This is a genomic window from Pantoea sp. Fr-CA_6 (assembly GCF_024520895.1).
GTDB classification, from domain to species: Bacteria; Pseudomonadota; Gammaproteobacteria; order Enterobacterales; family Enterobacteriaceae; genus Pantoea; species Pantoea agglomerans.
Genome location: NZ_JALNPO010000003.1, coordinates 95694 through 119956, shown reverse-complemented (window position 1 = coordinate 119956; position 24263 = coordinate 95694). Strand labels below are relative to the sequence as shown.

Sequence of the window (24263 nt, the reverse complement as noted above, 5' to 3'; positions counted from 1 at the left end):
ATGCCTGAGGCGTGGTGAGTTGCCAGAGCCAATTGTCAGAGGAAAGGTGGAGCCAATTGCGACTCTTATACGCAGATCATCTATTAGCGCGGTTACAGTTTTTAAGAACTGGCTCATTACATCAGCGGCTGCTGAACTGCATGCAGGCCGCGATCGCTGAAGAGGTGTTTCCGCGCGGAAGCCGTTTACCGCCAACCCGCGATCTGGCGCGCGAACTGGGCGTGTCGCGAAACACGGTTATGCATGTTTATGAGAGCCTGATGGCTCAGGGCTATGTCACCGCGCGGACCGGCAGCGGCACCTGGATTGCAGAGACGCTGCCGGAAAACTCTCTGCAGAGTGATGCGATAGCTGACCTTCAGGCGGTGAAGGCGCAACGACCAGCTACGCTGTCGAAGCGTGGCGCCAGTCTGCTGGGGCACGCGACAGCATCGCCTTACCAGTGGGGCGCGTTTGTCCCCGGCGCGCCCGATGTGACCGAATTCCCCCACAAGCTGTTCAGTCAGATTCAGGCGCGTCTGAATCGCGAACCTGACGTTCACCGCCTGGTCTACAGCAGCGGCGGTGGCTGTCCCGATCTGCGCCATGCGCTGGTGGATTATCTGCGGGTGGCACGCTCAGTGCGGGCCGATGCTGACCAGATCCTGATCACCGAAGGGGTTCATCAGGCGGTTGATCTGGTGACGCGGGTGTTGTGCGATCCTGGCGATCGGGTCTGGATGGAGGAGCCCGGCTACTGGGGAACACGCAATCTGCTGCGCATGAATGGCCTGAAGATTCGGGCGATGCCCGTGGATGAGCAGGGACTGGTGCCGGACAGCGGCCCGGCACCAAAGATGGTGTTTGTGACGCCCTCTCATCAATATCCGCTGGGTGTGCATCTAAGCCTGGCCCGTCGTCAGGCATTGCTCACCCTTGCACGTCGCCATCAGAGCTGGATTGTGGAAGATGACTACGACAGCGAATTTCGTTTTTCCGGCCAGCCTCATCCCTCACTGCAGGGGCTGGAAGCGGATGCGCCGGTCATTTACATGGGAACGTTCAGCAAAACGCTCTATCCCGCGCTGCGCATTGGCTACATGGTGGTGCCGAAACCGCTGGCACAGCCGTTGCGCATCGCCGCGGCAGAGCTCTATCGCGGCGGACATCTGCTGATTCAGCGTGCGCTGGCGGAGTTTATCCGGCTGGGCCATTACATGGAGCATATCCGCCGGATGCGCCTGCTTTACCGCCAGCGGCGGCAGTTTCTCTGCAGGCTGATCGAGCGCTATCTGGGGCCAGCCTTTTTACCGGCATTCAATCATGAAGCGGGACTGCATCTGGTGATCCCGCTGCCAGCAGGCGCGGATGACGTGGCGATAGCCGCGGAGGCGCTAAAGCGCGGCGTCAAAGTACGGCCACTTTCGCAATATTATATGCACCCTCAGGAGGCGCGCGGATTGCTGCTGGGTTACGCCTGCGTCAATGAGCGGCAGTGTCAGGATGCGTTTGGCACACTTAAAGCCTGTCTTGCGTCCGCCGGAATGGTATTCACTCCGCAGCGCTAGCGGGTTCAAGGGTGCTTTTTTTGAAGGAGGGCGGTTTTACTGCCGCCTCTGTGCTAACGCATTGACATTTAATCAGAGTCACCGAGAATACTCCTCTTTGCGCCCCGACCAGACAATACCGGAGTCTATCATCGCCTTTAATCCCTTTACTGCACCGGCCCGTGCGGCTATTAAGCGAGGCGCCGCGCTGGCTGCCGCGTTGTTGCTGGTCAGTTGCGCATCTGAGCCGCCGAAATCGCTGGTCACACCTTTTCCGCCCGTGACGAAACAGCCGCTACCGACGCCCGGCAAGCCAGCACAACCTCATGCGCAGGAACCGATGCGGGGCGTCTGGTTAGCCACGGTTTCACGTCTTGACTGGCCGCCGGTTGCCTCGGTGAATGGCACCAGTCCGGCGCAGCGTATCCGCCAGCAGCAGCAATCGCTGATCGACAAGCTGGATAAGCTGAAAAGCCTGGGCATCAACACGGTGTTTTTCCAGGTTAAGCCTGATGCCACTGCGCTCTGGCCCTCAAAAATCCTCCCCTGGTCAGATATGCTGACAGGAAAAATTGGTGAAGATCCGGGCTATGATCCGCTGCAGTTTATGCTGGATGAGGCGCATAAGCGCGGTATCAAAGTCCATGCCTGGTTCAACCCTTACCGGGTGTCGGTAAACACTAAATCGTCTACCGTTAGCGAACTCAACCGCACGCTGTCACTGCATCCGGCCAGCGTTTTTGTGCTGCATCGCGACTGGATCCGCACTGCAGGCGATCGCTATGTACTCGATCCGGGTATCCCTGAGGCGCGTGACTGGATCACCAGTATTGTGGCCGAGGTGGTGGCGCGTTATCCCATCGACGGTGTGCAGTTCGATGACTACTTCTATGCGGAATCTGCCGGTTCACTGCTCAACGATAATCAGACCTTCAGCCGCTACGGTCAGGGGTTTGCCAGCAAAGCGGACTGGCGGCGTCACAATACTCAGCAGCTGATTGAGCAGGTGTCACGTACCATCAAACAACTGAAGCCGGACGTGGAGTTTGGTGTCAGCCCGGCGGGCGTCTGGCGTAATCTGTCGCATGATCCTGCCGGTTCCGATACCCGCGGAGCGGCGGCGTATGATGAAGCTTTTGCCGATACCCGCCGCTGGGTGCAGCAGGGCTTGCTGGATTACATTGCACCTCAGCTCTACTGGCCTTTTTCCCGTCAGGCGGCCCGATACGATGTGCTGGCAAACTGGTGGGCAGAGGTCGTGAAACCGACTAAAACCCGGCTCTACATCGGCCTTGCTCTCTATAAAGTGGGCGAGCCGTCAAAAGTTGAGCCTGACTGGACACAGCAGGGCGGCTTACCGGAGCTGAAAAAGCAGCTCGACCTTAATGAATCGAACCCCAATATTGATGGCACGATTCTGTTCAGAGAGAACTATCTGAATCAGCCGCAGACTCAGCAGGCGGTAAGCTATCTTAAAAGCCGCTGGGGAGGCTGAGAAACGCCGCGACGCTGGGCCATTAACTCTGGGTCATATGACGGTAACGGGTTTGGTATGGATCTGGATGCAGGAAACTTATTGCTGCAATCATCCAATCTGAAATCAGTGAATGCTACCGAATGGATCCCGATTTTTATCAATGGCGAGCCGCGTTACATACAGTATCAGGAATTCAATAACGCTATCCGATTCCCTCGTTATACATATGCTGAGTCACCAGACCCGGCTAAAACAACTTATGGGATGTGTTTCTGTACCGATACAACACGCACGCCAAAAATGCAGATGCTCTACGCGTCAAATGACGGGTTGTGGTATCCGGTTAACAATCCATCAGAAAAGTGGAAACCTATTTAATGGCCTTCACAGCTAAATTTATACCAGACGAATCAATTGTCGATGGGATTGGTATGCCCGATGCTCGCGGTTATTACAACGTCGAATTTGATTTTCTGGATGTGGTAGAGATTATCGAAACCGAGCCCCAACAGGTTGTGTGCTGCTTCACACTTACTATTGAGGGAACGATACTAAACTATCGGTTTCGTTACGCCTTTACTTATGACGGCACCAATGCAACTGCTGAGGCGGCTGAATATGCCCTCCAAACGTATCTACAGAAAATATACGAAAGCTCTGGTACTGAGGTTGATGATTAACTGAAAAAAGGCTGCTATAAAATTGGAAGTAAATCTTTTATTTTCATGCACTTAAACCAATCGATCTATTATACCGATCAATCTTCGAAAATTGATCGGTACAACCAGTTGGAGCCACCCTAAAACTGAGTATATTTTAATCATGGTTAGAGGGAGCCTGATATATGAATAGGAGAACAACGTGGACGTTAATATTATTTGGATGTGTGATAGCTTGGGTGATAACAATAACTGGACTGATAGAAATATATAAATATTATTGGTTTCACTTTTGAAGTGCCAACACCAGCCCGGTTTATCCGGGTTTTTTTATGTAATGCATCTATTCAATATTATTTGGAAGACGTGTCGCAATATTGACTTCCAAATATTCAAAGAACGATTTGATAAGTTACATTCGGTTTTTTATAGAATGGGAACAGCAATATGAAAAATGGATTTGAAGAGCAAGTACACGATGCTGTATGTAAGGCTATTGGGGAAGCAGTCTGGCAGTTGGTGACAACAGGTGAGCAATTAACGCCTGATGCCATCGCCAGAAAGATTGTGGTGCTCTCAGAGCATCGTGATGGCCTAGCTGCCAGCATTGCACTATCAGTGTTGCTGCAAGCTTACAATTCGCATTATGAGTCCCTTTAGAATTCCGGCACAAATTTCATGTCAGTAACGTTGTGTGATTTATTTCATCTTTATAGCCCGCATCAGACTGATTATTCTATAAAAAAAGGCAGCCTCTGCAGGTGAGGCGCCCTCGTAAAGAAGTTGTTAATCAATGCATATACGGTGTGATTACGGAAATCAGTAGGCCAACCGAAAATATCATGAACACAGCACCACCCGTCTTATTAAGATATGAGAATGCTCTACCCGCAGCCAATTTTTTCTTAACAGCACTTGCAGATGCGCCATAAAAAAAATGAATGATTACGACTAATGCGCAGAATATAGCCGAAAGGGTACAAAACTGCCCTATGAAAGGTTTTTCAGCATTGATGAATTGTGGAAACAGCGCCATAAAAAACACAATAGGCTTTGGATTAAGTAATGAAACAAAAAAACCCTGCCGGAATCTTGAAGATTTTGATGGGAGAATCAGCGATCCTTCGTTGCCAAGCTCGTTCATCTTTCTTGGAGTTGAGCGAAATAGCTTCACACCAAGATAAGCAAGATAAGCGGCTCCGACAATTTTGACGACAATCAGCGCAAACTGAGAGGTAGTGATGATTATGCCAAGGCTACTGGCAGCAATGATAGAAATTACACCCATACCAACTGCCACACCAATAATACCGACTAGTGCACTGCGCAAACTGTAGTTAAGAGTATTAGTTAGTGTGAGCAGGACACCCGGTCCAGGGCTCGCAATGGTTAGGCTTGCAATTAAGATATAAAGGTAAATCTGAGACATTATGATGCCCTGAAAAAAAGGGGGGTATCTCCCCCCGGCAGTTGAAAGATTAGAGTGAAAGATCTCTGTATTCCTGACCTGCAAACAGTGGGCTGTCAACCAAGCGATCGCCATCAGTCTTTGCGACTTCCAGATGGAACTTCGTTGGGCCCGCATACTTGAAGTAGTTTCGTGGAATCTCAAGATCGCTTGCTCGCTTGGCATCATAGGTGCTTTCAGAACAGAAGAAACGCATTACAAATGCTGCACGAATGTCTACCTCACCTTCTCCCAGCATGATGCTACGATGGATGACGTACTTATCGAAAATAAGTGCATCTCCAACCTCAAATTCATCTTCCACACCAAAGTGGTTAAGAATAGCCATTTGAGCATTGTCGTTGAGAGGTCCATCGCGCCACTGAACAAAATCATCTGTGGTTGGATTCTCTTTAGCATCAATTTTTTCCTTCAACATCTGGAATACTGCAGGATCGATATGGCTATAAAGGTAATCACCATTAACGCGATTTTTAGGTACGTAAGCCATACCTCCGCGCTGTCCTTTTGGGTTGATATTGACTAGGGGAGCCCAGATTGTACATCCAAAATCTTCTGCATGATGGTAGCCAAAACTCTGAGTTCCTATATGCCATGGAAAACCTTTATTTTTGAGTTTTTCAAGCTCAAAAGATAATGCTTGCGCATAAAACATATTTCGACCCGTCAGGTCTCTCATTGCTTTCTTAAATGCCGGGTCTTTCAAAAGTCCTATCACAACTTCATCGCCATCATACATGTCAAATGCTAAGCGACTGAATCCCGTCTGATACTTATCAGTAGGTTTATCAATGTACTGCCCAATAGTTGATTTGATATAGCTGATGAACTCCGAAGAATAAAACCCTTTTAATAAAAGGAAGCCTTTTTCTCTAAAGTCTGAAATCTGCTCTTGGTTTAAGCTAAAATTTTTATTAATCATTGCACTACTCCATTTTAAAAGCCCAATAGGGCAAGGCCAACCATATAGGTTGAGGTAAATGCTGCTTCCTGGGGTGATTAAATTAAAAAGTTCAGCAATACATCATAATGTCAGACCTGAGCATCTAAATAATTCGAAGCTTCTGGCATTATTACATTTATTTTTTTATGTTGTTACCGAGCATTGGAACGAATCAGTTACTGATACATCGTTCAGAAGAATCGACATTACTTCTTAATACTTCAAATCGCAGGGCCTCTTTTATTATTTATTCCTGGCCTGCACGCACTTGCATCAGCCTGTCAGGTAAAAATGGGATGGCCAACTCTTGTGCAGCAATGAACGCTACCAACTGATAAAAATGCCCTTCACTATCGATTTCACTTTAAATGCATCCGAAGACCAGCGTTAATTTTTTGCTTAAAACATAAGCTAATCAGGGTATGAGAGGATTTTTAGGAGCATATCACTCTGTACATCATCAACATTTTATCATTAAACCGACTTTCTTAAGAATTCTCTCTAGCGCATGTGATTGCAAATAATATTCAGGAAAAATGATTAATAACATAAAAAATAAGACAATTTTCATGTCTATTTTAGCCCTGAAATTATCCCCTCAAAACTCAAGGCGAGACCTGATGTTTACATAAAATTTACTTTAACTACATTTGGTTTACTTGTCATTATAAAATTAACTATCTGTTTTTAAAGAGTTAAAAAGCTAGAAATGAGAGGTAAGGTTAAATTTTAAGCAGCTCTTAGTGCATTTTAAAGCCGTGATTTTATAAAATACTGCTCAGCGCCATCAAATCAGATACATAAACTATAATGGATAATTTATGACCATAATTAATATCAAGCATAGAATATATATGTTTTTTAGAGTGAATAATTCTTTCGAATATTAACATCATGATTTTAATGTGAAACTATTTGCATGTTAATAGATTCATTTAGGGCATAAATACAAGGATTAATATCTCTTATGGCACACGTCCAATTATAACGAGATCTTCTTATCAAATGTGTTGCTCAACCTCTGCTTCCCAATTTGAAAATGCCTGATATTCATTTTGAACCCCCCTTAAAGCAGAACAATTTGTGCCTCCAAAATTTAAAACCCTATACTCCTTACAGCCTTGCCTGATCCACCATTGAGTTTATTTTTTTCGCAATGTGATTATCGGCTGTACTTCAATAGATGCTTTGTTATAAAGACCATTGCACCCATGCCCTCACACCCGAAATGCATCCCTTCGTCCTTCACTGGTCCGGTTAGCCTATAAAGGTTACTTCTCCGGTTCTGTTGGAAAGCTTTAGGGGCCATGCGTAGGCCCATGTACTTTTGCCTATCGGCCTGCCGCTGAGCCAGCTTCAGGTCCCACTGCGCCTGCATGCTCCAAAGGAACTGCACCAGACCGCTTTGTGCTAGTAGCGGACATCTCACATATCCACATTCGCATATGATCCGCTGCGGCCTACTTCAAGGAAATTAAGCTAAGTAACATTCATATGGATGACACTTTAGATACTCAAAATGATTTATTCGGAATATTGGATACATTTTGAATGGAGCCTTAAGTGCGTCTTTTTCATTTCAGCGATAGTCCTGATATCAGCACATTCAAACCTCGCCCAATAAGGGTTCATGTCGATAGGCCTGCTGGACAAGAGTGGTTAAATGGGTCACTGATATGGGCTACTGATGAAGCTCACGAATTACTTTATCTTTTCCCTCGGGAGTGCCCGCGCATCGTATTTTGGCCACTACCTAATACAAACAGAGTGGACCTTGAACAATGGATGGGAAACAACTCACATGCTACTGCCATTGCCTGCATTGAGCATGCATGGCTATCACGCTTTCAAAATGGAAAAGTTTATAGGTATGAATTGCCTGTAGATCACTTTGAGCCAACGGGAGATGTCGGTATGTGGGTATCCCGGACAAACGTTATCCCAACTGGCTTGAAGGTAATTTCAAACCTGGATGCTGAACTTGTATCAAGGAATATTACGCTTCGTGTAATGGAGAGACTCACGCCACTCAAAAGTATATGGCTGACATCGCTTCACGCTAGCGGCATTAGATTGAGAAACGCACAAGACTGGGGAAAACCAGGCTGGACGCATTCGAAACCGGGCCGCCAGGTTATCGTTTAAATTTATAATTGAGAAGTTAGGCCTTTGAGCCAACGTCAGTGATGTCCGCCTCTCGCTCATAGCGGACCTTAAAGCACCAATGATTTCTGTAGATTTTCCATTCCACATAAATGGCGACATGTCAGCGCGTATGATGGCGATATTGGGGGAGATGGCTGCAGGACAGGAGGTTTACTCTATTGACGAGTGTTTTCTGGATGTCACCGGAATCAGCAGCCTGATACCACTTGAAACATACGGCCAGCAGATGCGCGAGCGTATCCGGAGAGAAACCGGACTGATAATCGGCGTTGGATTTGCGCCGACTAAAACGCTGGCCAAACTTGCCAATCACGCAGCCAAAAAGTGGACAAAGACGAACGGCGTCGTTGATCTGTCTGACAGAAATCGGCAGCGAAAGCTCCTGCATCTGACTGACGTCAGCGATATCTGGGGAATTGGTCAGCGTATCAGTAAACGGCTGAGCCAGCTGGGAATAACAACGGCTTTGCAGCTTGCAGACAGCAACATCAGCATGATACGAAAAAATTTTGACGTTATCGTTGAGCGTATTACGCGTGAGCTAAACGGCGAGTCTTGTATAGCTCTTGAAGATGCGCCACCGCCGAAACTGCACATCCTGAATTCGCGATCATTTGGCGAGAGAGTAACAAAACTGCAAGACATGCAGCAGGCTATCGTGTTGTATGCCACGCGTGCGGCGGAAAAGCTCAGGGAGGAGAATTCGCGCTGCCACCATATTAGCGTGTCAATTGCTACCGGCAGGCACGGCGATGAGCCGCGATATTCGAATACTGCATCGTGCATCCTCGACTATCCGACCAATGATACGCGTGACATCATCGAATCTGCTCTTCGCGGTCTTGGCACTATCTGGCAGGATGGCTACCGGTATGCCAAAGCGGGGGTGATGCTGGGTGATTTTTACTCGTCAGGCGTGGCGCAGTTTGACATGTTTAGTGAGCAGCAGCCGCGTGCGAATGCAGACGCTTTAATGGCAGCGCTGGACGGTATCAATCGCTCAAGAAAAGGCAAGGTATGGTTTGCAGGGCAGGGGGATCGCGATAGTTTATGGCAGATGAAACGTGAAATGCTGTCACCTCGTTACACAACGAGAATAAAAGATATTCCTAGGATAAAGTAATTTTAAAAAATAGGCGAAGTTGATAGTGTAGTACTTTTTAGCAAAAAGTAAACTTTGTGCTAAAAGCCAGCTCCACGTGAGGCCAACCAGGCAACAGCAAGGAATAGCTAATTTCAAGTATCATTCATTAATTAAAAGTGGAAAGTCACGGAATGATCAATTTGATCATTATTATTATCAACAATTATTTTATAATTGGCTGTTATGTGCGCTTTCAGCGATAATGGACGTGGATGGAGATAAGTTGAGTGATTTCCTGCAGAAAAATATGCTGAGGAAGATTCATTACGTGGTTTAAAAACACCTATACTGCTAGGCTCATCACCATGATGTGGCACAACCACATAGCTAAAGGATTCTGCAGCTAATTCACTTATTTTTATATTTCCATCTGATGCTATTTTAGAATAGATATAATCGCCGGGAAGTAAATATTTGTCTTCTTTAGAGTGAATTATAGAAACAAGCGCGTTATTATTTTTCGATTTTTTACCATTATGAGGGATCGTGCGATAAGCTTGTAGGGCGCCGTTATCTAAATTAATTTCAATCGAGGTGCAAGCTTTAACGATAGGTTTTATTTCTACATCTTTAATAAGCCCTGCGGACACATTCGCTGGAACATAGAGGCTACTGATTTTAGCAAGGATATGGCTATCCCAAGATAGTAATCGATGGTGGTCACTATCAAAATGCGAAAGAATCATTGAAACTTTATTTAACCCGCGTAAGTCATCAATTAGTTTATTTGACTTTAAAGATGAGTAACTAAGTTGCTTAATTGGTGTCCCAGCACCGCAGTCTATTAGAAAACCTTCCCTACCATTATGCATTAAGGCGCACATTCCTTGCCCGACATGATATGAGTGCAAGGTTACGTTACCCGGCAGGTTTAAAACATAATTATTAACGAGCAGTGTCGGGGCGCGAAAAAGAAAATTAAATATGTTTTGGTTGTTATGTATGAAATTATTGTACTGGTGGGCGAAAGCAAGAGTAACTATTTCAAAATATATCGGTGACCGAACCGCAGCAGGGTTTTCCTCTAATGATACATAACTACGGTAATAGTAAGCTTGAGACTGTCTCACTTCGTAGAACTTTAAGAGTATGTAACACTCATCACGAAAGAATCGTTTGATATGATAAGGAATGTAAGAATTGCCTTTGCGGGACTTTAAGCCAAAGAAGATGTCGCGTTGAATATCGACGGTAAACGTCTCAACAGCTTCCGTCTTTTCGTCAATCGCCTCTCTGAAAAAACCCGTAAGACGAATGCAACTTTCGCCTTCGGCAAAATCCATGTCTATGTTTTCTTTATCAATTATACAGATAAGTGATTTAACTTCGTTGTTTTCCTTCACTCTTTCACTCTCCTGTAATTGCTCCATAAGATTAGTCGTCAAACGCCCATTCACAAAGATACTTTAACTTAATTTACTTGTCTTGTTTTTTTAATTTTCAAAATTTAGCATGATTAAGATTAATTTGAATTAAGGCAGTATAGAATATTGTATTGATGTGAATAGAGGCTGATTTGACGTTGAATATCAGATGCAATGCAAACTAATTAGTGGGTTATGAACATAGTAAAATGCATCTCACGGATAGAGGGAACCGCATAGATTACTAGTGAACAAGATTTGAGATTGGTTGCATAAAAATTAACCCACCAGTCTATAAATCCAACATACTTAGCGGCTTTACAATTTTTCCATTACTTTCTCCTTGATCAATTCTGTTGGTAGATATTGCTGTATATGGATACAGTGCTTTTCATGTAGGTAGATGACTATGACAGGTGAGTATAAAATCAAAGACGCTTTTAGACTGGCCATCAAGCGGGACGCGCGCCGCAGGTACACCGCAGTATGCTCGATTTTGTCCGGGAACTTCATCAGCTGAACTGGCATTTCACGGCCATGGAAGCAAACATGTGGATAGAAACGCACTAATCAGATTTCCGGGATGTTTCAAGACCGGAAGGTGAAGAACGTACCTTTCAGGTTTTCAACCCGAATGACTATATGTGATGTTTGCGCTGGTGGATGTTAACTCGTTCCATGCCAGTTATGAGACGGTTTTCCGTCCCGATCTACGTGGCAAGCCGATGCTGGTTTTAAGCAATAATGCTCTGAGTGATCGGCACTGTTAGTTGGATATGAGGGGCGGCTGCATCAGGAGAATGCAACCGCATTTGAAAAAAGCTGATGAGAGAAGGTGAAATTAACTCGCCTGTACAGGTGGTAGAAATCTTTTGAGTGTTGCACATAAGTCTTGGGCGTTTTCCTCATCTCGCAGCATCCGAGTAAGCCACGCTTCAAAGGCAGTTAATCTTGTCTGCTTCAAGTGCTGAGCGGCAAGGGCAAGCAATCCTTTGTTATCATAAATGGTTAGTAAGCTAGTCAAATCACCATTATCTAGAGCATCTTGGATCTTTTGAGTCGCGACTGATGCGATGCCCTCGATATCTAAAGCAGAGGTGCGAACCTCGAACTCTGAAATTATTTCGTTTATGTTCTTAGAATCGGAAAGATCGACTTTTTTCAAAGCCCGATCTATTCGTCGGCGACAGTATCTAACAACCACATCTTCAATTGCCGCTTGAGAATTTAAGCTGTTAAATATTCCAGTCTTAAGATTCGTCAGTTTCTGTTCGAGTTCAGCACCCGCGTATCCTTCAGTCTGGGCAATAGCACGGCTGACATCTGGTAGGAGAATAAGATTTTCAATTTCGGATACCGGCAAAGGAAAGACGCCTAAACTGTTTAGATGCTGGATTTCGTCTATCGTGTAGTCATCGGCATCAACAATTCCCGCGCAGGTAATGCGAGTTAGCTGTGCGTTCGCACGCATAGTGACAACTGCGTGTACGACGTGCTCACACGAACCCCGTGTTATTACAGTCCAGTCTGGATAGCAGCACCGATAAATCGCTAAATCTAGGCTTGTTCCCGCCCCCTCCACAAATAAAATTGGACGGCGACTGCCGAGTATAAGCGTTGTGACTTCCTCGCTGAAGCCGCTGTTCTCTGGCACGCTTTCTATCATCCATGCCGGCGTCGGAACATACGACTTAATTACGTATTTTTGGGCTGACCGCGCTGTGGCGAAGTGCAAGTCATGTGTGATGAATATAAATGCGCAATCCTTTCGTGATGCCTCAATTTCATCCCACAGGCTTGAAATAATAGAGGGGTGAACGTGCAGTTCAGGCTCGTCGATAATGAGAAGAGAATTATCAGCAGCAACTAAGGCTTGCGCTATCAAATAAAAAATTGAACGTTCGCCATCGCTCATTTCTGAAGCGGGATAAGTTCCCGAACCTTCGATAGCGGAGACCTGAATATCATCGCCAGTAATCACTAATTGCCGGTGTGGAAGAAGGCGCTGCCAAATATCCGCTAGTATTTCGAATTTTGTCGGTATCACTTCCGTGAGGGTACCCGCCCTGTACTTACTGTGCGTATCCAATGTTTTAACGGATTGGTCTGCGAAAAGTGCCTGAATCAGACTGTCGAAGTCGTTCAGCATTCCCACCGCTGGTTTTGAGTTAGGCCATCGATTGCCCGTTCGGTGTATAAGTTCTGCGTTCTCATGATCCCATCCGATTCTGAGTTTTCTAAGTGCCTCGGCACCACGGATTTTCGGTACAGCCGGATTGAGATTGAGCGCCCGGTGAGCCGAGATACGATGAGCGTCAAGGCCTGCGGCATCTTCGATAAAAACAGCTAGGCGCGTTTTTCCAGAACCATTCGCCCCTACCAAGACAATGGATGAGCCTGGATCAATCGATATGGATATTGAACTATCTGCGCTAGGAATTTGAAAATTGAACGTCAAATGAGAACTCCTTTCATGATGCCAGTTAAATGAACCAAAGTATTAACCTTCCTCACCTACACTATGGTTTGGATCTATATGCAAGCGATAGATTCAATCATGATACCAATACTCAACACGGCACAAGTGAATTTATGATAATTAGTATATACAATGCCGGCCATTTGTTCGGGCTGCGAATGACCTTCCGAGAGATTTTCTAAACTGCTTAAAACATGTTTCTGTAAAAATCATTTGGTACTGTTGTCTGGCAGTTGGAGACGACAGGGGAGTAATTGACACTCGATAACATATCCAGAAGGATTTTGACTCTCTCAGAACGTTGTGATGACCTAACGGCCAGTATTGCACTGTCTGTGCTGCTGCAGGCATAAAAAATCCCCGGCGACGGGGAAATGACTCAGCCGCTCCTGTCTTAGCAGGATGCGGGGTGTGTTCATCAAGGTTAGGTGAGCATCAGAACAGGTACCAAGCGGCGGGCGTGAAAAAACCGGCGCGGTGACCGGCTTAAGATCATTATTCGGAATCACTTTTAACTTCAAATTTAGGATGCACTGTATCAACTAGCTCATAGAACTCTTCTGGAGTTTTTGAAATTTTCAAAAGGGTAACTATAGATGCCAAATGCTCTCGAAGTTTTGGGTGTCCGATATCGTCGGTTAACCACTGATGTAGTTTTGCCTTTTTTTCGGCTTTCGTGGCAGCCCGCTTAAGTTCTGGAAGCAATTCAGGTGCCAGGCGGCTATAAACTACATTATTTGTTATGGTTCCAATGAAAGAAGGACGCCAACTTTTGTTTCCTGCAGGAGGGTACTGAAGCCCATAAATTTTAAACATCCCTTCATAATAATCAGCGGGAAAGGTGGTAACCCAAGGGCGTAATTCTTTGGCCACAAAATCTTCTAGAATTTTGGCAAGGGCATTTTTTTCTCGATCCCTTTGATAACCTGTCGCCTCATCGATGAGGGCAACAATACCAACACGAGCAAAACCACGAACTAATAATTCAGCTCTCTCAGCTAGGTGTTCCTGTTGTTTTTGAAGTTTACCTTCCTTTCTCGCAGCCAAAATAGCATCACAAATGTCAGCCAAAATAGTTGCTGGATATCCAAAAGCAACACCACCACCGGTGCGATGTCGAAATTTTATGGGGTTTTCGATCATCACCAATACATCGTTGTTTATAAAAGGTTTTATCCTGTCACCACCGACAAAATTAATAAGTCGCTCAGCAGCACCTGCAGACATACCCAGCCCAGCAGACATCCCCCTTTGAGATAAAACACGCGACCCATCATCGAGTACGTAACATTGTATTTCAATACCGCCAATCTTGAGTGGAGTTTCAGTAGATCCATATTCTGCAATTGGAAGGGATGCCAATTCTTTTTTAGCTGCCGCAGCCTTGATTGCTGACTCTTTTCGCTCTTCTGGAGTCATTTTAGCTGCACGAGCCCTACCACCCTTGGCCTTTCCTGATTGCTTATCGTCGTTTTCAATAACTTCAGTCATGTTTATTTGCTCGTGTTGTGAATGTACGGACATTTAAGCATATGCACGTTGAAACGTGCAATTTCTTTTTCGCACGAGTATTTGCATTTAATTTTTAGTATTACTTGCCAACTTTTCCGCAAAAAAATCTATGGTTCAACTTGATCAAAACTGCCCTTAGATATTACTGGTTATTTATACAGTATTTTTTTATGGGAGATTTATCATGCCACGAAACTATGAAATCAAACATGCATTCATGAACGCTATGAGGCGGGAGCCGGGGCTGAGCGTTATCGTTACTACGCAAGAATTCATGCGCCAGTTGGAACTACTCAACTGGCACTTCAGCCTGCGGGAGGCTAATCAGTGGATCAAAGCAAATACCGTGACGTTTCGCGAAGCGTCGACGCAGGAAGGTGAGGCCAAAACTTACAAGCAGTTTAACCCGAACGGAGGTCTATAGCATGGGCTTCCCATCACCGGCGCAAGACTATGTTGAGCAGCGCATTGAGCTGACAAAATCCTTATGCCTCACCCGGCTCATATGCTGATGATTGAGACGCCGGTTGGCTTCGCTATCATCGATAGTACAATTCAAGGTCTGACAGGCGATAACGTAGCATTTCAGCTTGGGGAGCATTCTCAGCTGGGCAGATTGTTCAGAACAGGCATTATCACGCAGGACGGTGAAACTATCGACGGGGAAGGACTAGAGGGAATCATTGTGCTAGGAAAAGTTACTGCCACTATTATGGCCGTGTATGAGCCATTACGGCCTAAAATATAAATCAGCAGGTTCCCATCATAGATTTTTATCGTGTATATATTAGTGTACATAATAAAAAACAGTTACAAAATCACGCTAGAAAACCCTCCATTTACCAAGCGTGTGGGCGCAGTACTGTTATAGTTGCGCTTTATATGGGAGGAACCATGAGCGAACTGATTGATATTTTTACAAGTCACAAAAGTGAACGCAGTTTCACTGAGCAATCTGTCGATGAAGCTGTGCTGGATCGGATTATCAGTACCGCTTATCGCGCACCGACATCAGTAAACTCGCAGCAGGTTTCTGTGGTGATCACGCGTGATGCAGGACGTCGCGCACAGATAGCCGCCATTGCAGGCGGTCAGCCGTGGATTGCCAAAGCACCGGTGTTTATCACCTTTGTGCTGGATATGCATAAATCAGCCGTGGGAATGGCCGCTGTCGATCAGCAGCAGATCGCCCATCAGAGCATTGAGAGTATCGTGTCGGGTTCTACTGATATCGGTATCGCGCTGGGATCGGTAATGGCGGCTGCGCGTGCGGAAGGTCTGGGGATTGTGCCCATTGGCGGTATCCGTCGCGACCCGCAGGCGATGATTTCACTGCTGGAGCTGCCGCCACTGACCTTCCCGGTAGCGGGTGTGGTAATCGGTCACGTAGACGAACCGGCTCATCAGAAACCACGTCTGCCTCTGGCGACGTTCCGCCATGATGAGACTTACCAGACGCAGGGTCTGGAGCAGCAGATTGCGGCCTACAACGATGAGATGGTTCAGCACTGGAAGACGATTGGTCGTAATGACGGTGAGAGCTGGAGCGAAAGCGTCAGCGGTTACTATAAAAACATCTACTTCCCGAATGTACTGCCAGCACTGCTGAAGCAGGGTTTTGGCACAGATAAATAGTTCGCTCTCGTTATTGAGTGAATAGAAAAAGGCCATCCGTAGCGTTTACGGGTGGCCTTTTTCATTTTGTTACTATAACGAAAGGTGACTTTCCACGTCGTAACACATAATTTCCCTTTTAACCGAAGCGCAACTGCCTCTAAAACTTACCTTCCAGGGAAATAACATGTCTCAGCGTTCACTCTACGCGCTCTGTTTAATGAGCTTTTTTCTGGCCGATGTCCGCGACGGCCTGGGGCCATTTCTGGGCATCTTTCTTACGGAGCGACACTGGCAACCCGACGAAATCGGTCTGGTAATGACCTGTGGCGGTATCGCCGGATTACTTGCCACGCTACCGGCAGGGATCGCCGCCGATGCGACCCGTCATAAAAAAATCATTGTGCTGCTGGGCTGTCTGGTGATTACCGTTGCCACACTGCTGCTGTGGTACAGCAATCAGACCTGGACGGCGATGGTCTCGCAGGTTGTAGCAGGCCTGGCTGCGGCGTTTATCGGCCCGACGGTGGCGGGGATCACCTTAGGGCTCACGGGTCAGCGCGGCTTTAACCAGCAGATGGGACGCAACGAGGCGTTTAATCATGGCGGGAATACGATTGCTGCATTGCTGGCCGGTTTTTCAGCCTGGTACTGGGGCATGGGTGCCGTTTTCATTCTTATGACGGTAATGGCGGTTTTCGCTGCTTTCGCTACGCTGGCAATTCGCGGAAATGAGATCGATAACGATGTGGCACGCGGTTATGAACCGCATGAAGAGCGTCAGCCAGCGCTGCACTTATCAATGTTGTTGCGAAACCCGGCGCTGATGATCGCCGGTTTGACGCTGCTGCTGTTTCATCTTGCCAATGCCGCGCTGCTGCCGATGCTGAGCATGCGCGTCGCCTCGGCAGGCGGCCAGGCGGCGATCAGTCCGGGCCTTTACGCGGCGGCAACGGTGGTGATTTCCCAACTGGTGATGATCCCGGTCGCGCTGTGGGTATCTAAACGCGTTGATACGCACGGCTATCGCCTGTTTATCATGATCGCCCTGATGATATTACCGCTGCGCGCGGTTCTCGCCGCCGGCTTTGCCGGGCCGATTTTTGTCATTCCGGTTCAGGTTCTGGATGGTATTGCGGCTGGGATTCTCGGTGTGGCAGTGCCAGGCTATATTGTCTCCCTGCTGCGGGGTACGGGGCATGTTAACGCCGGGCAAAGCGTTATTATGCTGATGCAGGGCGCAGGTGCCGCGCTGAGTCCCGCCATGACGGGCATGATCGCCGCACGTTATTCCTACAGCACCGCGTTTGCGGTACTCGGCGCAATTGCGCTGGCAGCGCTGATTCTATGGTGGCGCACCAGTAGCGCCCCAGCCGCCCGTCTGGCCTGATCAAATACAAAAAAGGCTGCCCATTGGGCAGCCTGTTCTGGCAAATCCGTTTGCGACCATCCGTTATTTATACAGTTCTGCGGTCATGTGAACACGGTTGTTGGTGTTCGCTTCCGTAATTTTATACTGCGCGCCCTGTTCCTGAGCCTGAGCTGCAATTTTTGATTCTGCGCCATCCAGTGTGGATGAGGTGACAGAAACGCTCTCGGCAAAGCTGCCAAAAGAGATTAGAGAAAGAGCTGCGAGTGCGGCGATTGAAAGTGCTTTTACGTTTTTCATGGTCATATTCCTGAGTTATGAATTGGGAGGATGTTTGCCTCCGATGGGAAGAATAGTAACTCAGGTTATGATATCAATATTAACTATTAGTGCGGCAATGGTGATCGTGCTAATTGTTTATCTGAGGATCAGACAGCGACTGTGCCGTCTCCGCAATCAACGTCCTGAACCAGCGATGGGCAGGATCGTCGCGATAGCGTGCATGCCAGCCCATTTCAACCGGAAAGGTGCCCAGGTCAACCGGCGCGGGAATGATTCTGAGCCGCTGATCGCGTGAAAGGTGCTGACAGATCAAACGCGGCAGGGTCGCGCAGTAGTCCGTGACCGCAATCATTTCCGGCACGGCCAGAAAGTGTGTGACGGAGACTGCAACCTGACGACGCAGGCCTCGCTGTTCAAGCGCCTGATATAAACCGGCGCGCATACGGCCAGGCGGCAGAACGTTGACGTGCTTTAGCTGCTCATATTGCTCTGCGCTGAGGTTTTCGCCCACCAGCGGATGATCGGCGCGTATCACGCAGGCCAGACCTTCATTCATCAGGTGCTGAACGACGAGATTGTCGGGCGGCTCCACGATACGGCCCAGCACCATATCGGTATTACCTGAAATCACACCGGTTTCAGTGACGTCATTGCCAAAAGGAGTGAGGCGGAGTCGGATGCCGGGCGCACAGCTCCTCAGGCGGGCCACGATGGCAGGCATCATGATGAATTCGACATAGCTGTTAGGCGCAAGCGTGAAGAGCCGGGTGGCATTAAGTGGATCAAAGTCCTGCTGGCCAAGAATAACTTTGTCGATCGATGACAGCGCAGCACCGACCACCTGGGCCAGCTGTTCCGCTTTCGGCGTCGGTCGCATCCCGTAACGCTCGCGGATAAATAGCGGATCGTTGAGCGTTTCACGCAGCCGGTTTAATGCATTAGAAAGCGCCGGCTGGGTTATGCCAAGCCGTTCCGCTGCGCGGGTAACGTTGCGCTCTTCCATCATGACCAGCAAAACTGGCAGTAAATTCAGATCGTATTTCATTAAGCTATAATGCTATGTGAATAACTGAAATTGAAGAAATAAATTTCATAAATATTCGTAACCCCGCCATGATTAACGGGTCAACGCAGAAGATAGCGGCTCAGACGCTGGTTCTGGCTATCCTTACACCTGAAACCGACTAACTGTTATATGGAGCGGAAATGAAAATTTTAATGGTTTTGACCTCGCATGATGAGTTGGGCACCACTGGCAAGAAGACCGGTTTCTGGCTGGAAGAGCTTGCGGCACCTTACTATGCATTTCTTGATGCGGGCGTAGAGATTACCCTGGCTTCACCGAAGGGCGGACAGCCTCCACTCGATCCAAAAAGTGATGAACCCGATTCTCAGACTGATGAGACCCGCCGCTTCCATGCCGACTCTGCTGCTCAGGCAGTACTGGCCTCGACCGTCAAGCTTGATACTGTTGATCAGGCAGCGTTTGATGCCGTTTTCTACCCAGGCGGCCATGGTCCTTTATGGGATCTGGCAAACGACAAACACTCCATTTCGCTGATTGAGCAAACCCTGCAGGCGGGCAAACCGGTTGCGCTGGTCTGTCATGCTCCAGGTGTCCTGCGTGATGTGAAAAATGCTGATGGCACGCCTCTGGTCAAAGGAAAGAAAGTTACTGGCTTTACGAACAGTGAAGAAGAGGGCGTTGGCCTGACTGACGTGGTGCCGTTCTTGGTTGAAGATGTGCTAAAACAGAACGGCGGCCTTTACTCACGCGGTGATGACTGGCAATCCTATACGGTTCAGGATGGTTTGCTAATTACCGGTCAGAACCCAGGTTCTTCAGCCGAAACCGCGAAGGTTTTACTGGCAAGCCTGGCGAAATAAAGATCTTTACAGCATGCTGAGTGATAAGGGCGCCTGCGGGCGCCTTTTTTATTCCTACCTCTAAGTGCCAGGGCAGATAGTGACCTGCTTAATTATTCAGGTTGAATAGATTAGGGCTCAATTTTTCTTAACATTGATAATAAATTTACGGGCGTTTCAGAGCTAAATTATTGCCTGAAAAATTCACTGCAAATATAAACATGTTTTTAAAACCAGTGTTGACATCGTTTTTTATATCCGTAAAGTAGGACTCATCAGCGGCGTGCAGTTGCCCTGATAGACTGAAAACCAAAGGTGTTTTGTGTTAAAGGTGCCGACAAGTGTTTGAGTTGAAGTTGTCGGTGGTTCTGTTAAACATTGTTCTTTAAAACTGTTCGTTAGTTAAGATAACCCTGTTAAATGGAGTCGAAGTAAGTCTTTAAGAAGTATGTAGTATCGCGTCGCGATGATGTAAGGCCTCGTAGTTCTGAACGTTACGTTACGACAGGATACGATTGCGGTTTAAACGTCGTAATGAAAGTAAGGCAACGCATCAAAGAGTATATATCGCGATGGGGGTGTGCAGATTTATACGGGCCTGACCTGTCTTTGTCTCCTGAAAGACTATCAGGTGGTTGAAACCGATAATAATAGTGACATTTCAGTATCGTGATCATTATTATCCGCAGGATCTGTTCATAAATAGCAGTACCGAAGTAGTACCTATCAATTAAGTTAGTTAATGGTAAACGTAAAATCTGTAGTACCTTAAAAGCCCTGGCTATTTCAGTCAGGGCTTTTATCATTTTACGTTGTCTGTCAGTTATTTTCAGAACGTAAATATGAGTAATTAACATTATCAAAGCAGCTTTTATCGATAATATTTAAAGTGATTCACGCGCGATTTATTTTTCTGCTATTTTTTCCTCAGTTCAACACTCTTTTTCCTGAATTCCCCAGCATCAATTTTTACCCCGCTATCGACATAGCAAAGCGCGATTTTGCCTTTTCGACGTCGGACAGAATGCGATATAACGCCCCGTTATCCTGTCTGTTGCTTAAACAAAATCGCAAAACAGTGAGCCGCAGTCCGCTATCTCTGTTAATACACCACCGTTTTAGCCACGGACGCCAGTCGTTCACGCAGCCACTCATGCCCTTTGTGATGATGGGTTCGGTTATGCCAGGCCATGATTTTACTGAAGCCAGGGATGATCAGCGGTGCTGGCAACATGACCAGACCCGTAGTGTCGACCGCAAGTCGTTTCGGTACCACGCTTACCAAATCAGTGACGCGCAAAATTTCCGGGAGCACCAGAAAACTGCAAACTGAGAGCGTTGCACGGCGGGCCTGGCCAATCGCAGCCAAAGCCTGGTCGGTGACCCCATGAAATTTTCCGACGGGCCACGAAACCAGCGCATGATCCTGCGCACAGAACTCACCCAGCGACAGCGTCGCACTGCCCGCCAGAGGATGATTTTCACTCAGCAGACAAACATATTCTTCATTGAACAGTTGCTGCGTATGCAATGTCGGCGGCGTGGTCTCTGGCGTCAGCAACGCCACATCAACGTCCCCATGTTCAAATTGTCCTGACAGGGTCTTATCTGGCAAAGTAATGATGAAAACATAATCAACCCAAAAAAGGAAAATACATCCGTTATAAATTTTTAAATTATTGAAAAATAAGCTCTATATCCAAAATATACTGAAGAAAGACTTACTCAGCATGGTGATAGATGACTGATAGATATCTCACATCAAAACTATTCATCTATAAGATTTAATTAGTAATTTATATGAAAATATCTCTTTTCTGGAGTCTATAGCCTTCAGGGGGCCGGGAAGGGTTTTTTAATGGATTTTTAATTTACCCATCGCAAACCTTTTCCGTTTCAAATGGCAAAAAAATCAATCTGCGTCATAGTCAATATTCACCGAGTTATTGCGCTATAGCTTTCTTTTGAAATTCATCTGCGCCTGTTAAGTGCGCTATTCAAACAGAGGTTAAAATGTCTGCAGAATCTCCAGAGAATATCTCCAGCGATCTTTCTCAGTTCGTCGGTACGCATTTTGTCTATACCTACGATAATGGCTGGAAATATGAGTGGTACGCTCGCAACGAAACCACCTGCGACTACCGCATTCATCAGGGACTGGTAGGTGGCCGCTGGGTGACCAACCAGAAAATGCACGCGATTCAGTTCGCCCCGGGCATCTACAAAGTAGACTGGCATGAACCCACCGGCACCTGCGTCAGCCTGCTTTTTGATCTGAATCGCACCCTGCTTCACGGCACAATTTTCTTCCCGCAGTGGATTGCCGGTGAAGGTCAGCATCCGGAAAAAACTATCTGTTATCAGAATGACTTCATTGAAGATATGCACCGCTTCCGCGATGAAGGCCCGGCTTATCCGTATGTGATCATTCCAGAGTTTGCGAAAGTGACCTATATGAAAAATGAAGGTCCAGATAATGATGAAGTGATCAATCAGGCACCCGGACAGATGCCCGCTGACTATTTTGATGGTAAGTAATTAAGTCGGTTACCCGCCCCTACGGGCGGGTAGCTTCTGCCTGACGCGCCAGCGTGCGGGCCAGTATTGAGGAGTAGAGTGGTTTCCCTCCCAGAAACTGCGCCAGCAGCGTAGCGCCCAGACAGGTAATAATCATCGGTAATATCAGCTGATAGTTATCGGTCATCTCCAGCACCAGTACGATACCGGTCAGCGGTGCCCTTACCGACGCCGCAAACAGTGCTCCCATCCCCGCGATAGCAAATGTGCCCGCTTCCAGATGATAAAACGGGAACAGGTCCGACATGACCACCCCAAAGGCTGTACCGAGCAGCGTACCCAGCGCCAGCATCGGCGCAAAAATACCGCCCGGCGCACCTGAGCCAAAACAGAGCAGGGTGGTCACTAGCCTGACCAGAAAGATGATCAACAGCAGGGTGAACGGGAAGACGCCATGGACCGCCTGTGGGATCAGTTCTGAACCGCCGCCTGCGCCAGGTGCAAACAGCAGAGCCAGAATACCGCAACTGCCGCCCAGTAATGCACCGGCCAGCACCACGCGCGCCGTTTTACCGGCATAAAAGCGCGCAAAAAGGTCCTGCGTGATAAATATCAGGCGGTTAAACAGGACGCCGACCATACCGATAATCATCCCGAGCACCAGATAGAGCCACAGCGTCTGCACCGGCGCATCAGCCAGCTTGCCGACGGAGATCACCGCCTGCTCGCCGTTGAAACAGCGGAACACAATGCTGGCCATAATCACACCGGTAAACACGGCTTTAATTGAAATCAGGTTATAGCGGAATTGCGGACGCATCTCCTCGATGATAAACAGGATGCCCGCCAGCGGCGCATTAAACGCTGCCGCCAGACCGGCCGCCGCGCCGGTTGCCAGCAGCGTATGGCGTGCCTCATTGCTGCGCATCCCCAGAATATCAATGACCATGCGGCCAATGTTCCCGCCCAGCTGCACTGTCGGGCCTTCCCGGCCCAGCACCATACCGGCACCCAGCGTGCCCATGCCGCCAAAGAACTTCACCGGAATCACCCGCCACCAGCGCACAGGCCTCAGCTCTTCCAGCGCCCCTTCAATTTCAGGGATACCGGAGCCACCCGCTTCGGGAGCAAAGCGCCTGACGAGAAAATATCCCACCATCGCCAGCAGAGCCGAGATGGCAAAGGCGGCGGCGTAGAGCATCCAGCCCTGAAACTGCGATGGTATAAGCGTGTCAGCACGCCACTGCTGTATTGTTTCAACGGCCCGGGCAAACGCCACGCCCGCCAGGCCAACCAGCGTACCGACCAGCGCGGCACAGAACAGCATCGCCAGCGGCGTTTTATCACGATAGAGCAGGGCGCGAAACATCCGGCTGCGCGCCGCGATGGAGCGGGGAACATAAACCGGCTGCGGTGATTCTTCATTCATTGAGAGACATTCTTGTTCAACCAGACCAGCGCCCCAGTTTACTGAGTGATAAGGTGAAAACAAACGTCAGGATCAATTTCATCGGGGTAAAGGGTTAATTCGTCTGTGGTGGACAAACCACTTGCGCCATGCGTTCGCGGTAGGCTGGATCATCCTGGTTTTTCAGCGCCTGAGCCGCCGCGGCCAGCGTGACCTGATTCTGCTTCTGGTTCTGCTTATCGTTAAGAAACCTCTGACGCAGTTTTTCATCGGAGATGGCTGGCGATAACTGGCACTTCTGGCGCAGATCGTCAGTTATCTGCTGCTGACGCAGCGCAAACTTCAGCGTGTCGTAGGGTGCGGCTGCCACAATCTGCGGGCTTAACAGCGGCAGAATAAACAGCGTGTTGCGGATCACGTTCATGATGGTCTCCTGACTGCTGAGGACAGGATCGGGTCTTCGGCAGTT

At 47.8% G+C, this 24263-nt stretch carries 22 protein-coding genes; 12 read left to right on the top strand and 10 right to left on the bottom strand.

Annotated features, from left to right (window positions below; translation table 11 throughout):
• Window positions 1-56 precede the first annotated feature (56 nt).
• The 5 genes from NR201_RS06550 (at window position 57) to NR201_RS06530 (ending at window position 4322) form a co-directional block, all read left to right on the top strand.
• The gene (locus NR201_RS06550; protein WP_182500568.1) at window positions 57-1547 is read left to right on the top strand and encodes a PLP-dependent aminotransferase family protein; all 1491 of its coding nucleotides are present in this window, start codon (window positions 57-59) and stop codon (window positions 1545-1547) included.
• A 97-nt stretch (window positions 1548-1644) separates the two neighbouring features.
• Complete coding sequence (locus tag NR201_RS06545) at window positions 1645-3021, top strand: glycoside hydrolase family 10 protein (RefSeq protein WP_256849535.1); 1377 nt, start codon at window positions 1645-1647, stop codon at window positions 3019-3021.
• Between the two features lie 57 nt (window positions 3022-3078).
• Window positions 3079-3381 carry a hypothetical protein gene (locus NR201_RS06540; RefSeq protein ID WP_182504850.1) on the top strand — a complete coding sequence of 101 codons (303 nt, stop codon included), beginning with the start codon at window positions 3079-3081 and terminating at the stop codon, window positions 3379-3381.
• Window positions 3381-3683, top strand: a complete 303-nt coding sequence (locus NR201_RS06535; protein WP_182504849.1) for a hypothetical protein — start codon at window positions 3381-3383, stop codon at window positions 3681-3683. The genes NR201_RS06540 and NR201_RS06535 overlap by 1 nt, the downstream gene beginning before the upstream one ends.
• Window positions 3684-4109: 426 nt before the next feature.
• Window positions 4110-4322, top strand: coding sequence for a hypothetical protein (locus tag NR201_RS06530; protein ID WP_182504848.1), 213 nt, complete (start codon window positions 4110-4112; stop codon window positions 4320-4322).
• A gap of 130 nt (window positions 4323-4452) precedes the next feature.
• Here NR201_RS06530 and NR201_RS06525 read toward each other — a convergent pair whose 3' ends face one another.
• Both NR201_RS06525 and NR201_RS06520 read right to left on the bottom strand, forming a co-directional pair.
• The gene (locus NR201_RS06525; protein ID WP_182504847.1) at window positions 4453-5091 is read right to left on the bottom strand and encodes a LysE family translocator; all 639 of its coding nucleotides are present in this window, start codon (window positions 5089-5091) and stop codon (window positions 4453-4455) included.
• A 49-nt stretch (window positions 5092-5140) separates the two neighbouring features.
• Complete coding sequence (locus NR201_RS06520) at window positions 5141-6052, bottom strand: phytanoyl-CoA dioxygenase family protein (RefSeq protein ID WP_182504846.1); 912 nt, start codon at window positions 6050-6052, stop codon at window positions 5141-5143.
• Window positions 6053-7636: 1584 nt separating this feature from the next.
• Here NR201_RS06520 and NR201_RS22720 point away from each other — a divergent pair.
• Window positions 7637-8218: a DUF6886 family protein gene (locus NR201_RS22720; RefSeq protein ID WP_245115039.1), complete on the top strand. Its 582-nt coding sequence runs from the start codon at window positions 7637-7639 to the stop codon at window positions 8216-8218.
• 79 nt (window positions 8219-8297) lie between these two features.
• On the top strand, window positions 8298-9362 hold the full coding sequence (umuC, locus tag NR201_RS06515) for a translesion error-prone DNA polymerase V subunit UmuC (RefSeq protein ID WP_256849534.1): 1065 nt from the start codon (window positions 8298-8300) through the stop codon (window positions 9360-9362).
• A gap of 131 nt (window positions 9363-9493) precedes the next feature.
• Here the strand turns inward: umuC and NR201_RS06510 are convergent, their stop codons facing one another.
• From NR201_RS06510 to NR201_RS06495, 3 genes are all read right to left on the bottom strand, one after another.
• The gene (locus NR201_RS06510; protein ID WP_256849533.1) at window positions 9494-10726 is read right to left on the bottom strand and encodes a hypothetical protein; all 1233 of its coding nucleotides are present in this window, start codon (window positions 10724-10726) and stop codon (window positions 9494-9496) included.
• An 862-nt stretch (window positions 10727-11588) separates the two neighbouring features.
• Window positions 11589-13205 (bottom strand): AAA family ATPase, encoded by a 1617-nt coding sequence (locus NR201_RS06500; RefSeq protein WP_256849532.1) that lies wholly within the window; start codon window positions 13203-13205, stop codon window positions 11589-11591.
• A gap of 516 nt (window positions 13206-13721) precedes the next feature.
• Window positions 13722-14717, bottom strand: coding sequence for a P63C domain-containing protein (locus NR201_RS06495; RefSeq protein WP_256849531.1), 996 nt, complete (start codon window positions 14715-14717; stop codon window positions 13722-13724).
• 205 nt (window positions 14718-14922) lie between these two features.
• On the opposite strand from NR201_RS06495, the gene NR201_RS06490 reads away from it, so the two are divergent.
• From NR201_RS06490 to NR201_RS06480, 3 genes are all read left to right on the top strand, one after another.
• Complete coding sequence (locus tag NR201_RS06490; protein ID WP_256849530.1) at window positions 14923-15162, top strand: DNA polymerase V; 240 nt, start codon at window positions 14923-14925, stop codon at window positions 15160-15162.
• Window positions 15163-15632: 470 nt separating this feature from the next.
• The gene (locus tag NR201_RS06485) at window positions 15633-16373 is read left to right on the top strand and encodes a nitroreductase family protein (protein WP_256849529.1); all 741 of its coding nucleotides are present in this window, start codon (window positions 15633-15635) and stop codon (window positions 16371-16373) included.
• A 166-nt stretch (window positions 16374-16539) separates the two neighbouring features.
• Window positions 16540-17742, top strand: coding sequence for an MFS transporter (locus NR201_RS06480; protein WP_022624517.1), 1203 nt, complete (start codon window positions 16540-16542; stop codon window positions 17740-17742).
• Between the two features lie 63 nt (window positions 17743-17805).
• Here the strand turns inward: NR201_RS06480 and NR201_RS06475 are convergent, their stop codons facing one another.
• Both NR201_RS06475 and NR201_RS06470 read right to left on the bottom strand, forming a co-directional pair.
• Window positions 17806-18021 carry a YdgH/BhsA/McbA-like domain containing protein gene (locus NR201_RS06475; protein WP_022624516.1) on the bottom strand — a complete coding sequence of 72 codons (216 nt, stop codon included), beginning with the start codon at window positions 18019-18021 and terminating at the stop codon, window positions 17806-17808.
• Window positions 18022-18130: 109 nt separating this feature from the next.
• A complete protein-coding gene (locus NR201_RS06470) occupies window positions 18131-19048 on the bottom strand; it encodes a LysR substrate-binding domain-containing protein (protein WP_010670454.1) in 918 nt (305 codons plus the stop codon).
• Window positions 19049-19209: 161 nt separating this feature from the next.
• Here NR201_RS06470 and NR201_RS06465 point away from each other — a divergent pair, with 161 nt between their 5' ends.
• The gene (locus NR201_RS06465; RefSeq protein ID WP_033787144.1) at window positions 19210-19890 is read left to right on the top strand and encodes a type 1 glutamine amidotransferase domain-containing protein; all 681 of its coding nucleotides are present in this window, start codon (window positions 19210-19212) and stop codon (window positions 19888-19890) included.
• Between the two features lie 1081 nt (window positions 19891-20971).
• On the opposite strand, the gene NR201_RS06460 is transcribed toward NR201_RS06465, so the two are convergent.
• Window positions 20972-21484, bottom strand: a complete 513-nt coding sequence (locus NR201_RS06460; RefSeq protein WP_233273093.1) for a LysR substrate-binding domain-containing protein — start codon at window positions 21482-21484, stop codon at window positions 20972-20974.
• A gap of 398 nt (window positions 21485-21882) precedes the next feature.
• Between NR201_RS06460 and NR201_RS06455 the strand changes: the two genes are divergently transcribed.
• Complete coding sequence (locus NR201_RS06455) at window positions 21883-22407, top strand: phenolic acid decarboxylase (RefSeq protein ID WP_256849528.1); 525 nt, start codon at window positions 21883-21885, stop codon at window positions 22405-22407.
• Between the two features lie 19 nt (window positions 22408-22426).
• On the opposite strand, the gene clcA is transcribed toward NR201_RS06455, so the two are convergent.
• The gene (gene clcA / locus NR201_RS06450) at window positions 22427-23755 is read right to left on the bottom strand and encodes a H(+)/Cl(-) exchange transporter ClcA (RefSeq protein WP_061902398.1); all 1329 of its coding nucleotides are present in this window, start codon (window positions 23753-23755) and stop codon (window positions 22427-22429) included.
• A 154-nt stretch (window positions 23756-23909) separates the two neighbouring features.
• A complete protein-coding gene (locus tag NR201_RS06445; protein WP_256849527.1) occupies window positions 23910-24218 on the bottom strand; it encodes a YicS family protein in 309 nt (102 codons plus the stop codon).
• Window positions 24219-24263 lie beyond the last annotated feature (45 nt).

Excerpts from the sequence above, each read along its gene's own strand:
- NR201_RS06455 (WP_256849528.1), top strand. The coding sequence starts at position 21,883 with ATGTCTGCAGAATCTCCAGAGAATATCTCCAGCGATCTTTCTCAGTTC.
- NR201_RS06535 (WP_182504849.1), top strand. The coding sequence starts at position 3,381 with ATGGCCTTCACAGCTAAATTTATACCAGACGAATCAATTGTCGATGGG.
- NR201_RS06495 (WP_256849531.1), bottom strand. The coding sequence starts at position 14,717 with ATGACTGAAGTTATTGAAAACGACGATAAGCAATCAGGAAAGGCCAAG.
- NR201_RS06480 (WP_022624517.1), top strand. The coding sequence starts at position 16,540 with ATGTCTCAGCGTTCACTCTACGCGCTCTGTTTAATGAGCTTTTTTCTG.
- NR201_RS06485 (WP_256849529.1), top strand. The coding sequence starts at position 15,633 with ATGAGCGAACTGATTGATATTTTTACAAGTCACAAAAGTGAACGCAGT.
- NR201_RS06475 (WP_022624516.1), bottom strand. The coding sequence starts at position 18,021 with ATGAAAAACGTAAAAGCACTTTCAATCGCCGCACTCGCAGCTCTTTCT.
- NR201_RS06490 (WP_256849530.1), top strand. The coding sequence starts at position 14,923 with ATGCCACGAAACTATGAAATCAAACATGCATTCATGAACGCTATGAGG.
- clcA (WP_061902398.1), bottom strand. The coding sequence starts at position 23,755 with ATGTTTCGCGCCCTGCTCTATCGTGATAAAACGCCGCTGGCGATGCTG.
- NR201_RS06470 (WP_010670454.1), bottom strand. The coding sequence starts at position 19,048 with ATGAAATACGATCTGAATTTACTGCCAGTTTTGCTGGTCATGATGGAA.
- NR201_RS06520 (WP_182504846.1), bottom strand. The coding sequence starts at position 6,052 with ATGATTAATAAAAATTTTAGCTTAAACCAAGAGCAGATTTCAGACTTT.
- NR201_RS06445 (WP_256849527.1), bottom strand. The coding sequence starts at position 24,218 with ATGAACGTGATCCGCAACACGCTGTTTATTCTGCCGCTGTTAAGCCCG.
- umuC (WP_256849534.1), top strand. The coding sequence starts at position 8,298 with ATGATTTCTGTAGATTTTCCATTCCACATAAATGGCGACATGTCAGCG.
- NR201_RS06465 (WP_033787144.1), top strand. The coding sequence starts at position 19,210 with ATGAAAATTTTAATGGTTTTGACCTCGCATGATGAGTTGGGCACCACT.
- NR201_RS06540 (WP_182504850.1), top strand. The coding sequence starts at position 3,079 with ATGGATCTGGATGCAGGAAACTTATTGCTGCAATCATCCAATCTGAAA.
- NR201_RS06530 (WP_182504848.1), top strand. The coding sequence starts at position 4,110 with ATGAAAAATGGATTTGAAGAGCAAGTACACGATGCTGTATGTAAGGCT.
- NR201_RS06525 (WP_182504847.1), bottom strand. The coding sequence starts at position 5,091 with ATGTCTCAGATTTACCTTTATATCTTAATTGCAAGCCTAACCATTGCG.